We start from the raw sequence: 12024 nt of genomic DNA, 5'->3' as shown, positions 1-12024 counted from the left end.
TCCGCTGGCGCCGCCGCCGGGTTCGGCTCCCGCGGCTTCGGCTCCCGCGGCTGCGGATAACGAATAGTTCGGCTTTGAAAACCTGCGGCCGGCCCGCTAATGCTGGGGCATGCCACTCCATCTGATCAAGCTCGCCGTCGGCTGCGACTCCGTCAAGGAATTGAAGGAGTGGGTGGCCGAACGGATGCAGACCGCCAAGAAGAAGGGTCTGCCGCAACATCACATCCACATCACCCGCATGGTGCCCAAGCGCGACGCCGAGATCCTCTCGGGCGGGTCGCTCTATTGGGTGATCAAGGGCGAGATCGCCGCGCGCGAAAAGATCATCGGCATCGAGCCGTTCCGCGACAAGGACGGCATCGGGCGCTGCCGGATCGTGATGCAGCCGAAGGTGATCCCGGTCTCGCCGCGGCCGATGCGCCCGTTCCAGGGCTGGCGCTATCTCGCCGATGATTCCGTGCCGCCGGATCTCGGCAAGTCCGCCGCGGGCACCATCGCGGCAATGCCGGAGCCGATGCGGCGCGAGCTGCGCGATCTCGGGCTGCTCTGAGCATGATCCGGAAAAGCGCGTAGCGGCTTTCCGGAAAGATCATGCTCAAACAATAACCTAAAGCGCGATGTCGTCATCGCGCTTCAGACCGCGATATTGTCGATCAGCCGGGTCGTGCCGAGCTTGGCTGCGACCAGGATCCGCAACGGGCCGTCCTTGCGCGAGGTGACCTGTGCCAGCGTCTCGGCGTGACGGGCCTCGAAATAGTCGAGCACGAAGCCGGCCGCCTTGATTGTCGCGGCGCCGCGCGCCATCGCCGGCGCGATGGCCTCGCCGGCGCGGATGCGCCCGGCGCTGTCCTTCATGGCGCGGTAGAGCGTGGTCGCGGTCTGCCGCTCCTGCGGGGAGAGATAGACGTTGCGCGATGACATCGCGAGCCCGTCGCGCTCGCGCACGGTGCGGGAGCCGATCACCTTGACGCCGAGATCGAGATCCCGCGCCATCTGCGTCACCACCCGCAATTGCTGAAAGTCCTTCTCGCCGAAGATCGCGAGGTCCGGACCGCATTGCGTGAACAGCTTGCCGACGACGGTGGCGACGCCACCGAAAAAGTGGGGCCGGAAACGGTCCTCGAGGCCGGCCAGCGCCGGACCCTCCGGCACGATTCGGGTTGCAAAGCCCTGCGGATACATGGCCTCGACGCCGGGGTGCCAGACGATGTCGACGTCCTCGGCCGCGAGCTTGGCGATGTCGGCCTTCCAGGTCCGGGGATAGGCGCCGAAATCCTCGGTCTGAGCGAATTGAGTCGGGTTGACGAAGATCGAGACCACGACGCGGCTTGCGCGCCGCCTGGCGAGGCGCACCAGCGACACGTGGCCGTCATGGAGCGCCCCCATGGTCGGGACCAGCGCGATCGTGGCCTTTCGCTTGCGAAGATTATCGACGGCGCGTCGGAGCGCAGGGACCGTACGGGCGATCAGGGGGCTTCGTTGCATCGGGACTCGGGGGCTTGCGGATGGGTTGGGCGCGGCCTGCAGCGCAGCCGGCTAACCTTAACAAGCAGCCATCGTGGACGCCATGCATCCGGATGCGGCACAGCATCCCGCGCAAAGCTGCTGAGGCTGTCGCGACATCGTGGGCTGGATCACAGGCGTGATGCGGCGATGCGATTCATGATGACGACTAACGCGCTGTGATTTCGTTATCCTGTCACGCATTTCACTTGACCGCAGACGCGGTCAACTCGAAGATATTGCTTAGGGGCGTTGAGGATCACCATGCTTGTGCAGGCTAGCCAAGGCCAATCCGGCTCGGCGCACGTCGTTGTGCTGGGTAACGAGAAGGGCGGCTCCGGCAAATCGACCACGGCCTTGCATATCGCGGTTGCGCTCCTGAAGGCCGGTCAGCGCGTCGCCACCATCGATCTCGACTGCCGCCAGCAAAGCTTCACCCACTACATCTACAACCGCGCCGCCTGGGCTCGCCGCACCAAGCTCGACCTCGAGTTGCCGGTGCATCGCTGCATCAAGCTCGGCGAGACCATGCAGATTGCCGAGAACGAGAACTCCGAGTTCCAGCAGTTCATGGAAGCGGTCTCGGCGGTCGAGAGCAGTTTCGATTTCATCGTCATCGATACGCCCGGCACCGACAGCTACCTGATGCGACTCGCCCACTCGATGGCCGACACGCTGGTCACGCCGATCAACGACAGCTTCCTCGATTTCGACGTGCTCGGCACCGTCGACCCCGCCAACTATGCGGTCACCGGCGAGAGCCACTATGCCGAGATGGTGCGCGATGTCAGGCGCAAGCGTCGTCAGCTCGACGGCTCGAGCACCGACTGGATCGTGGTGCGCAACCGCCTGTCCATGCTCGGCTCGCGCAACAAGCAGCTCGTCGCCGAGGGGTTGAAGGATCTGTCGCTGCGGCTCGGCTTCCGCTATGTCGACGGCTTCGCCGAGCGCGTCGTCTACCGCGAATTTTTCCCGCGCGGCCTCACCGCCCTCGACGAGATCGACGAGGCGACGCTCGGCATGCGGCCCAATCTCGGCCATCTCACTGCGCGGGAGGAGGTGACGAGCCTGCTCCGCCAGCTCAAGCTGCCRCTCGACGAGCGCGGCCGCCGCCGCGCGGCCAATCGGGCCGAGTGGTTCAGCCAGGTCGACAAGCCGCTCGAGGTCCACGACATCCTCGGCGCCTGAGTTAGCGGTATATCGCTACTTCCGGGCAACCTCATGGGGCTGGTCCCCGTGGGAACTGAGCGCGCCTTCGGCCGTTTTCATTCTACGTTTACTGCGAAATTGAACCCAATCGAGGCCGGTTGTGTCCTATGGTGACCTACAGCCTGACGTAGCCGTATGAGAGAGGGGGTGCCCAAGAAACGTGTGCGGCGCACAATGAAAGGGCTGCCGGTTCACAATATTTGGCCTTCCTGTCACGTGCCTGTGACATATATTAGCGAATAGGCGACCAGGGGCCGAAGAGCTCCGGAACAACACGATTTTCAACAGGGATTCAGGCCGCAAGAGCCTGAGGCTGAGGACGAAAATGAAGCGTGGAATTGYCGTTCTGGTTTCGGTCAGTGCCCTCTGCGGCGTCGCCTATTTCACGGCGAGCAAGTGGGCGATCAGGCATGAGACCATCACCTTCTACGACGCTTCGCGCGACAACCGTCCGGTGCCTGTCGATATCGCGATCCGTCGCGACAAGGAAATGCAGGCCGATGCCGGCATGATCACGATGCCTGTGGCCGTGATCAACCACGGCAACACCGTCAAGAACACCGAGTACGGCTTCCTCGCCAACATTTTCGCTGCGCGCGGCTACCTCGTCGTGAGCCCGCAGCATGATTTGCCGACCGATCCTCCGATGGTGACCAAGCCCGGCGAGCTCTATGTCGGCCGGTTGCCGCAGATCCTGCGCGGTGTGGCCAACATCCATCTGGCGATGCAGGAGATGAAGAAGGTTCAGCCCAACGCCGATTACGAGAAGGTGACGATGGTCGGCCACTCCATGGGCGGCGACATCACGATGTACTTCGCCAAGCAGTATCCGGATGAGGTCAAGAAGGTCGTCACGCTCGACAATCTGCGCGTGCCGTTCGTCACCGCCGGCAAGTTCAAGATCCTGTCGTTCCGCTCCACCGATCCGCAGTTCAAGGCCGATGCGGGCGTGATCCCGAGCGACGAGGAATGCGAGAAGGCCGGCATCCAGGTCGTGAAGACCGAATTCCAGCACAACGACATGCGCGACACCGGTCCGGATGTGGCCAAGAACTCGATCCAGAGCATGCTCGACAAGTTCCTGAGCACGACTGACAGCGAGGTGGCGCCGGTTGATACGCAATCGTCCCCGCCCAATATTCTCGAGCCCGGTCCGGTCGCCCTGATGGCGCCCGCCAAGAGCTGACGTATCCATCATAGTGAGAAACGACTTTCAAAGCCTCCGCCGGCGCCCGCCCGCGGAGGCTTTGCACATTGACCGGGCTGCACGCGCTAACCACATTAGCCGTTCACACTGGGCCAAGGCATGTCGGGCGAACCTATCAAACCGCGCGGCCGCGGTGCCGTCTCGCCACAAGCAGGCGGCGCGGTGCCGCAGGCCGGGACGTCGACCTCGGACGATATCGCCGCCTTTGTCGCCAAGGCGCGTGCGCTGTCACCGCATGCTCCGGGCGCGAAAGGGCGGCTGATCTTCGCGCTGGATGCGACGATGAGTCGGCAGCCGACCTGGGACATGGCCTGCGCGCTCCAGGCCGACATGTTTCGTGAGACCGCGGCGCTCGGCAGTCTCGACATCCGGCTGGTCTACTACCGCGGCTTCAACGAGTGCCGTGCCACGGGGTGGATCTCCGACAGCGCCAGGCTCGCGACCCTGATGAGCAAGATCGATTGCCGCGGCGGCGACACCCAGATCGGCAAGGTGCTGAGCGAGGCGCGGCGCGAGGCCGTCGCATCGGGCGTAAGGGCCGTGGTCTTCGTCGGCGACGCGATGGAGGAGCAGGTTGACGAGCTCTGCGCCAAGGCCGGCGAGCTCGGCATGCTCAAGGTGCCGGTGTTCGTGTTTCAGGAAGGGCATGACGCGGTGGCGGAGCAGGCCTTTCGCGAGATCGCGCGCCTGACCGGCGGTGCCTGGTGCCGTTTTGATCCCGGCGCGGCGGCACAGCTGCGCGAGCTGTTGCGGGCAGCCGCGACCTATGCCGCCGGCGGCCGCGAGGCGTTGTTGAAGCTGGCGAAGAGCGCGAGCGGTGCGGCCCAGCTGATCGGCCAGATGAAGTAGCCGGTCACATCCGCCAAATGCGGACGGGCGAAAGGACGCCATGCTTTTTGGCAACAGGGCGCCTATATTCCGGTCATGACCCTGATCGCCGGCGCTGTCGCCGTTATCACGCTTTATCTGCTGCTTCAGATGTTCCGCGCCGCCAATCCCGCGGTGCTGGCGCGCACCATCAAGTTCGGCGGCGGCGTGGTGGCGCTGGCGGTTGCGGCTTTCACGGGCTTGCGGGGCGAGCTGGCGGTCGCGATCCCGCTCGGGATTTTCGGCGCCGGGCTGCTCGGCTGGACGCCGTTGGCGAATGCCGGCTTCGGCAATTTCGGCGGGCTGTTCGGTGGCGGCGCGGCGCCCGCGTCCGGGCAGGCCTCGCGCGTGCGCTCGCAATTCCTCGACATGCGGCTCGACCACGATTCTGGCCGGCTCGGAGGCCAGATCGTTGCCGGGCCTCACGCCGGGCACGATCTCGACGAGTTCGATCTCGCCGGCCTGCTGGCGATGGTCCCGGCGTTCGACGCCGAGAGCGTGGCCTTACTTGAAAGCTATCTGGACCGCCGGTTTCCCGCCTGGCGTCAGAACGCGCAGGGCGATGCGGCAGGGGGGCAGCGCCGCACGGCGGCGAGCGGCAAAATGACGGCGGAGGAGGCCTATCAGATCCTTGGCTTGCAGCCGGGAGCGGGGCGTGACGACATCAGCCGGGCCCACAAGTCCCTGATGAAGAAACTCCATCCCGACCAGGGGGGCTCGACGTATCTCGCTGCCCGGGTAAACGAGGCCAAGGATACTCTGCTTCGCACGCATAACGGCTAACTCCGGCACCACGCTACAAACGCTCGTACCGCGTGAGCTCCGTTGCTCTGTCTGTCGTCGCCCCGATGCCCGCCATTGTCGGCGTGGTCGATCTCTTGAGTAGAAATTTAACCGTAAATTGTTGACGAGAGGTTGTCGCGGAACTGACTTTGGCGGCCGCATGCCGAAAACAAAAATGCCCGCGCAAGGCGCGGGCATTTTTTTCGGAACGGTGCAGGAGATCAGTTGCGGACGGTGATGCAGGAGATGTCGGCGCGCTTCAGGGCGCGGCAGACGGCTTCGGCCTGATCCCGCTCGAGCCCGGCGAAGCGGGCGCGATAGAGCTTGCGATTGTCCTTGGCGACGACCGGCTCTGTGAACGGATCGGCCTTGCTGAGCAGGCCGCGGGCCGAGCTGCGCGCGGCATCGATGCGCTGCTGGGCTTCGTTCTCGCTCTCGAGCGCGCCGACCTGGACGATCCAGCCGCTGTGGGTGACGACCGGCTTGGTGGTGGCGCTCATCTGGATCGGCTGCGGCGCCGGGTCGGCGGACGCGAGTTTCGGAGCGGCCGGGGCGGGCGCGGCGGCGGTTGCAGCCGGCAGCACGCCGAGGACGCCGTTGCCGGTGCCGAAGCCGGCCGGCTGCCGCGGCAGCTCGGTGCGGGCGACTTCCGCCTTCGGCGCTTCCGGTTGGCTCTGGAATTCGGGCTTGTTGATCAGATCGGCCCGGGCGACGACGGCGCCGGAGGTTTCCGCGACGTCGGAGCGGGACGCAACCGTGCTGGTAACCTGCGGAGCGACCTGAGCCGGAGCGGCGGAGGCGACCTTCACGGCGCCGGCCTTGACCTGCACCGTCTTGACCCGGACCGGCTTCATCGGTTCGGACGAGCCCGGGATGATCGAGAGCGGCTGGCTGGAGATCACGCCATTGGTGAGCGGCGCGGGCTCGATCTTGGATTCAGTCGGCCGAGCTTCAGGCTTGGGTTGAGCGGGCGGCATTGCGGCGGTGGCGGCCGCAAGCGTGGACAGACGCGAGGCAAGACGCGACGGGGCCGCTTCGGGAGCAGGGACGGCGGCGGCCTGGGCCTGCGGAGCGGTGCGGGCCGGGGTATCTGACGCATCCGCGACCTCGGCAGCGGCGTCAGAGCCGTTGCGCTCGGTGACTGCGGCGACGGTGTGCGTGGTCGCGCCCTTCTCGAGATTCTCGGCGAGCAGGTTGCGCATGATGGCGTCGCGCGAACCGCCGCTGCGGCCGCCCAGCACCACGCCGATCAGGTGGCGGTTGCCGCGGCGCATCGAGCTCACGAGGTTGAAGCCGGAGGCGCGGGTGTAGCCGGTCTTGATGCCGTCCACGCCCTCGACGCTGCCGAGCAGGTGGTTATGGTTCCGGATCGACTGGCCGCGCCAGTTGAACGTCGAGGTCGCGAAATAGCGGTAGTAGCGCGGGAAGCGCTCCTGGATGGCGCGGCCGAGCGTGGCCTGATCGCGCGCGGTCGTGACCTGCTCGTCGTTGGGAAGGCCGTTGGCATTCCGGTAGACCGTCTTGGACATTCCGAGCGAACGCGCCTTGCGCGTCATCATCTGGGCGAAGTCGTCCTCGTCGCCGGCGATCGCTTCCGCGATCACCACGGCGGCGTCGTTGGCGGAGCGGGTGACGAGACCCTTGATCGCGTCCTCGACGCGGATGGTCTGGCCGGCACGCAGGTTCAGCTTGGTCGGATCCTGATCGGCGGCGTGCTGCGACACCGGCAACTCGGTGTCGAGCTTCATCTTGCCGGACTCGAGACGCTCGAACAGCAGATAGAGCGTCATGATCTTGGTCAGCGAGGCCGGATGGCGGATCCCGTCGGGGCTCGTTGCCTGAAGCACGGAGCCGGAATTGCCGTCGACGATGATCGACGCGAATTTCGGGCTTGAACTCTCGGACACATCGCGCTGCACCCGGTGGTGCGCGTAATGGCGGCGGTGACGCCGCGCCTCGGCAGCATCGGTGGTGAAGATGACCGCGGTGGTGACCGTAAGAAGCCCGAAAACCCCGACCCGCGCCAAGCGCGAGGAAGACAAGTTTTTACGAAGCATGAAACCCCGTCCCCGTTTCTGACTTGATCACCGGCCCGTGAGGCGAAATTGTGCCCAATCGACCCGGGATCATTACCTGCTCAGGCTGCCCCTCCGCGGGTGTCCGCCGCGGGGGACGTTGGGCCTGAGCCGCTGTTCTGGCTAAGGTGATGTTCTCAAACGGCTTTTGGCCGCTTGCGGAAGCTGAACACGTCCAGGGAATCAAAGTAGGGGTCCGCGGTTTCCAAAAGCTTAAGGAACCCTTGCGGGAAACCCCGGGAATCTCCACGGTTTGGATCTAATTTTTGTGCGTCGCACAAGATTCTTGACTTTTTTGTGCGTTGCACTATTTGTGGGCAATGTCAGGGAGCCGGGGCTTCCGGACGCGAGCCAGGGAAAAGGATTCCGAAATGTTCAAAGTTGAAGACTTTCAGAGCTACGGGAAAGAGCAGTTCGAGCAGTGCGTCGCCTCCGCGACCTCGGTGCAGCACGGCCTCCAGGCGATCGCCAGCGCCTATGGCGACTACACCAAGAAGTCGTTCGAAGACACCAAGTCCTTCGTCGAGAAGCTTTCCGGCGTGAAGTCGCTGGACAAGGCGATGGAAGCGCAGACCGACTTCGCCCGTTCCTCCTACGAGACCTTCGTCGCGGAATCGCAGAAGATCGCCGGCCTCTACAGCGATCTCGCCAAGCAGGCGTTCAAGCCGGTCGAGACCATCGTGTCGAAGTTCACCCCGGCCGCCAACTAACCTTTCCTGGACATCCTGGAAGCAAGAAGCCCGGCTGAACCAGCCGGGCTTTTTCGTTTGTCGCGACGGATCCGTCTCAGCGCGCGGTCTGGTTTGCCGGCGTGAGCAAGTAGAATTTGTCGGTGTTGCGCGCGCAATATGGCAGCACGCCCGAGGTCGCACTCGTCGGCGTGGTGTTCGTGGGATCAATGCTGTGCTCGCGGTCCAAGTGGCGGCGACGCTGTCCGTCGGCAGCGAGTTGGCGCCGGTGAACAGCACGTTGAAATGGGCCTGCGCCTTGGTCCTGATCTGCGACGTGGTGATGGTGCCTGACGATCGAGCGCCGCCTGCATTGAGGAGCGGGCCCGTGTTCGGCGGCTGCAAGACGCGCAAGCTCTCGACGGACGCGGCTGTCACAGGGCAGGGCAGGCGAGGCTGGCAATCCTTGAGATCTCCGATTTTGCCCGATTTCGCGTCACGCGATTGAACAGCAGGTACCGTAGAAGCCCGGAGATGGTCCCGCGCGAAACCGTCGCGGTCGCGTTAACGGCCGGTTCCTGGTCACCATGTTCGAGACGGCGCCGCGGAAATTTTTGTCAAACCGGTCCGGATTGACTAACCTCGGTCAGGATCGCCCGGATCGGGAATCGGGACCGCGGCAGCCGGAGCTTGCACGCTTGCGGCGAGCCGGGGGCAGACCCATATTCTCGCAATCGATCTGGTTTGGACCGGACCGGTTGGAAGCGGCGATCCCAAAACGCGGTGCGCCAGCGCGAAGCTCCGAAAGGCGGGGCCGCGCGGCGGGCCGTCACTGCTTCCGTGGGGAATTTGAACGCCTGAGCCATGCCGCAATTGACTTCCAGCCTCGACCTGCCTGCGGCCGCCGCCGCCCGCGCTCCCCGGATGAGCAACGACGAGAACCGTTCCGGCAGCCCGACGGGGCCGAACACCTCTGTCATCACCAAGGTCAAGCCGAAGACCAAGCGGCCGAACCTGTATCGCGTTCTGATCCTGAACGACGATTACACGCCGATGGAGTTCGTGGTCCACGTGCTGGAGAAGTTCTTCCAGAAGGACGTCGAGGCGGCGACCAAGATCATGCTGCACGTCCACCATCACGGCATCGGCGAATGCGGCGTGTTCACCTACGAGATCGCCGAGACCAAGGTGACGCAGGTGATGGACTTCGCCCGCAAGCACCAGCATCCGCTGCAATGCGTGATGGAGAAGAAATAAGTCACCTCACGGCGCGTTCGTAGCCGGCTCTTGCTTGTGTATGTCGCAGTGGACCGCCGCGTGGTGCCTGCGCGCGATGTCCGTTGCAGCCGGCAGAACTGCGGAATTCTGAACCGGCGCCGATCCCGCCCAAATCGGAACGGGTTTTGCATCGAAAAATACCGCAGATGGCTAGCTGCCGAGTCGCGGAACCGGTCTTTCGCCGCGGTCTTGTATAACTATATGTGACAAAGGTTGTTGTTGCCTGACCGGGCGAGGACGATCATGATGGTGGGGGCCATAGAGGACGCGAATGCCGACTTTTTCCCAAAGCCTTGAACAATCCCTGCATCGTGCGCTGGCGATCGCAAACGAGCGTCATCACCAATACGCGACGCTCGAGCATCTCTTGCTCTCCCTGATCGACGACTCCGATGCAGCCGCCGTCATGCGCGCCTGTAGCGTCGATCTCGACAAGCTCCGTACGAGCCTCGTCAACTATCTTGAGACCGAATTCGAGAATCTGGTGACGGATGGCGCCGACGATGCCAAGCCGACCGCCGGTTTCCAGCGCGTGATCCAGCGCGCGGTGATCCACGTACAATCCTCCGGTCGCGAAGAGGTGACCGGTGCCAACGTGCTGATCGCGATCTTCGCCGAGCGCGAGAGTCACGCCGCGTACTTCCTGCAAGAGCAGGACATGACGCGCTACGACGCCGTCAACTACATCAGCCACGGCATCGCCAAGCGGCCGGGCGTCTCCGAGGCGCGCCCCGTGCGCGGCGTCGACGAGGAGACCGAGACCAAGGGCAGCGACGACGCCAAGAAGAAGGGCGAAGCGCTCGAGACCTATTGCGTCAACCTCAACAAGAAGGCGCGCGACGGCAAGATCGATCCGGTGATCGGACGCAATTCCGAGATCAACCGCGCGATCCAGGTGCTGTGCCGCCGGCAGAAGAACAACCCGCTGTTCGTGGGCGAAGCAGGCGTCGGCAAGACCGCGATCGCGGAGGGCCTCGCCAAGCGCATCGTCGACAGCGAGGTGCCGGAGGTGCTGGCGGCTGCCACCGTGTTCTCGCTGGACATGGGCACGCTGCTCGCGGGCACGCGCTATCGCGGCGACTTCGAGGAGCGCCTGAAGCAGGTGCTGAAGGAGCTCGAAGCACATCCCAACGCCATCCTGTTCATCGACGAGATCCACACCGTGATCGGTGCGGGCGCGACGTCGGGCGGGGCGATGGATGCCTCGAACCTGCTCAAGCCGGCGCTTGCCTCGGGCACGATCCGCTGCATGGGCTCGACCACCTACAAGGAATACCGCCAGCACTTCGAGAAGGACCGCGCGCTGGTGCGGCGCTTCCAGAAGATCGACATCAACGAGCCGACGGTCGAGGACGCGATCGCGATCCTCAAGGGTCTCAAGCCGTATTTCGAGGATTACCACCGGCTGAAGTACACCAATGAGGCGATCGAGGCTGCGGTGCAGCTCTCCTCGCGCTACATCCACGACCGCAAGCTGCCCGACAAGGCGATCGACGTGATCGACGAATCCGGCGCGGCGCAGATGCTGGTTGCCGAGAACAAGCGCAAGAAGACCATCGGCATCAAGGAGATCGAGACCACGATCGCCTCGATGGCGCGGATCCCGCCGAAGAGCGTGTCGAAGGATGATGCCGAGGTGCTCAAGCATCTCGAGCAGACGCTGAAGCGCACCGTGTTCGGCCAGGACAAGGCGATCGAGTCGCTCGCCGCTTCGATCAAGCTGGCGCGTGCCGGCCTGCGCGAGCCGGAGAAGCCGATCGGCTGCTACCTGTTCTCGGGCCCGACCGGCGTCGGCAAGACCGAGGTCGCAAAGCAGCTCGCGGCGTCGCTCGGCGTCGAGCTGCTGCGCTTCGACATGTCCGAATACATGGAGCGGCACACCGTGTCGCGCCTGATCGGCGCGCCTCCCGGCTATGTCGGCTTCGACCAGGGCGGCCTGCTCACCGACGGCGTCGACCAGCATCCGCATTGCGTGGTGCTGCTCGACGAGATCGAGAAGGCGCATCCCGACCTCTACAACGTGCTGCTCCAGATCATGGATCACGGCCGGCTCACCGACCACAACGGCAAGCAGGTCAACTTCCGCAACGTGATCCTGATCATGACCACGAATGCGGGTGCTTCGGATCTGGCCAAGCAGGCGTTCGGCTTCACCCGCTCGAAGCGGGAAGGCGACGACCACGAGGCGATCAACCGGCAGTTCGCGCCGGAATTCCGCAACCGCCTCGATGCCATCGTCTCGTTCGGCCATCTCAGCGTCGAGGTGATCGGCACGGTGGTCGAGAAGTTCGTGCTTCAGCTCGAAGCGCAGCTCGGCGACCGCGACGTTACCATCGAGCTGTCCGAGCCCGCCAAGACCTGGCTGGTTCAGCACGGCTATGACGAGCAGATGGGCGCGCGGCCGATGGCCCGCGTGATCCAGGAGCACATCAAG

Annotated in this window: 11 protein-coding genes; 9 read left to right on the top strand and 2 right to left on the bottom strand. The window is 64.5% G+C overall.

Translation table 11 applies throughout. The features are described from left to right. Positions 1 to 109: 109 nt before the first annotated feature. On the top strand, positions 110 to 550 hold the full coding sequence (locus AC1D00_RS09155; protein ID WP_011087921.1) for a DUF1489 family protein: 441 nt from the start codon (positions 110 to 112) through the stop codon (positions 548 to 550). A gap of 83 nt (positions 551 to 633) precedes the next feature. On the opposite strand, the gene panC is transcribed toward AC1D00_RS09155, so the two are convergent. After that, complete coding sequence (gene panC / locus AC1D00_RS09150; protein WP_477010444.1) at positions 634 to 1485, bottom strand: pantoate--beta-alanine ligase; 852 nt, start codon at positions 1483 to 1485, stop codon at positions 634 to 636. Between the two features lie 282 nt (positions 1486 to 1767). Between panC and AC1D00_RS09145 the strand changes: the two genes are divergently transcribed. The 4 genes from AC1D00_RS09145 to AC1D00_RS09130 all read left to right on the top strand — a co-directional run bounded on the left by AC1D00_RS09145 (position 1768) and on the right by AC1D00_RS09130 (position 5569). Then, a complete protein-coding gene (locus AC1D00_RS09145; protein ID WP_477010443.1) occupies positions 1768 to 2691 on the top strand; it encodes a division plane positioning ATPase MipZ in 924 nt (307 codons plus the stop codon). A gap of 346 nt (positions 2692 to 3037) precedes the next feature. Further along, the gene (locus tag AC1D00_RS09140) at positions 3038 to 3898 is read left to right on the top strand and encodes an alpha/beta fold hydrolase (protein ID WP_477010442.1); all 861 of its coding nucleotides are present in this window, start codon (positions 3038 to 3040) and stop codon (positions 3896 to 3898) included. A 120-nt stretch (positions 3899 to 4018) separates the two neighbouring features. Then, positions 4019 to 4768 (top strand): vWA domain-containing protein, encoded by a 750-nt coding sequence (locus tag AC1D00_RS09135; RefSeq protein WP_027548140.1) that lies wholly within the window; start codon positions 4019 to 4021, stop codon positions 4766 to 4768. Between the two features lie 75 nt (positions 4769 to 4843). Continuing rightward, positions 4844 to 5569 (top strand): DnaJ domain-containing protein, encoded by a 726-nt coding sequence (locus AC1D00_RS09130; RefSeq protein ID WP_404557070.1) that lies wholly within the window; start codon positions 4844 to 4846, stop codon positions 5567 to 5569. Positions 5570 to 5790: 221 nt separating this feature from the next. On the opposite strand, the gene AC1D00_RS09125 is transcribed toward AC1D00_RS09130, so the two are convergent. Then, positions 5791 to 7626: a serine hydrolase gene (locus AC1D00_RS09125; protein ID WP_404557068.1), complete on the bottom strand. Its 1836-nt coding sequence runs from the start codon at positions 7624 to 7626 to the stop codon at positions 5791 to 5793. 389 nt (positions 7627 to 8015) lie between these two features. Here AC1D00_RS09125 and AC1D00_RS09120 point away from each other — a divergent pair, with 389 nt between their 5' ends. The 4 genes from AC1D00_RS09120 to clpA form a co-directional block, all read left to right on the top strand. Beyond that, the gene (locus AC1D00_RS09120; protein ID WP_027548137.1) at positions 8016 to 8354 is read left to right on the top strand and encodes a phasin family protein; all 339 of its coding nucleotides are present in this window, start codon (positions 8016 to 8018) and stop codon (positions 8352 to 8354) included. A gap of 193 nt (positions 8355 to 8547) precedes the next feature. Continuing rightward, positions 8548 to 8820, top strand: a complete 273-nt coding sequence (locus tag AC1D00_RS09115; RefSeq protein WP_477010441.1) for a hypothetical protein — start codon at positions 8548 to 8550, stop codon at positions 8818 to 8820. A 416-nt stretch (positions 8821 to 9236) separates the two neighbouring features. Then, positions 9237 to 9569, top strand: coding sequence for an ATP-dependent Clp protease adapter ClpS (clpS, locus tag AC1D00_RS09110; protein ID WP_027548135.1), 333 nt, complete (start codon positions 9237 to 9239; stop codon positions 9567 to 9569). 292 nt (positions 9570 to 9861) lie between these two features. Continuing rightward, the coding region (clpA, locus tag AC1D00_RS09105; protein ID WP_477010440.1) for an ATP-dependent Clp protease ATP-binding subunit ClpA at positions 9862 to 12024 on the top strand (2163 nt) is incomplete at its 3' end.

It is taken from the genome of Bradyrhizobium sp. P2_E8 (genome assembly GCF_056403875.1).
The sequence above is the reverse complement of the archived record's forward strand: the minus strand, read 5'-3'. Positions and strand labels throughout refer to the sequence as shown.

Excerpts from the sequence above, each read along its gene's own strand:
- AC1D00_RS09135 (WP_027548140.1), top strand. The coding sequence starts at position 4,019 with ATGTCGGGCGAACCTATCAAACCGCGCGGCCGCGGTGCCGTCTCGCCA.
- AC1D00_RS09120 (WP_027548137.1), top strand. The coding sequence starts at position 8,016 with ATGTTCAAAGTTGAAGACTTTCAGAGCTACGGGAAAGAGCAGTTCGAG.
- AC1D00_RS09125 (WP_404557068.1), bottom strand. The coding sequence starts at position 7,626 with ATGCTTCGTAAAAACTTGTCTTCCTCGCGCTTGGCGCGGGTCGGGGTT.
- panC (WP_477010444.1), bottom strand. The coding sequence starts at position 1,485 with ATGCAACGAAGCCCCCTGATCGCCCGTACGGTCCCTGCGCTCCGACGC.
- clpS (WP_027548135.1), top strand. The coding sequence starts at position 9,237 with ATGAGCAACGACGAGAACCGTTCCGGCAGCCCGACGGGGCCGAACACC.
- AC1D00_RS09130 (WP_404557070.1), top strand. The coding sequence starts at position 4,844 with ATGACCCTGATCGCCGGCGCTGTCGCCGTTATCACGCTTTATCTGCTG.
- AC1D00_RS09155 (WP_011087921.1), top strand. The coding sequence starts at position 110 with ATGCCACTCCATCTGATCAAGCTCGCCGTCGGCTGCGACTCCGTCAAG.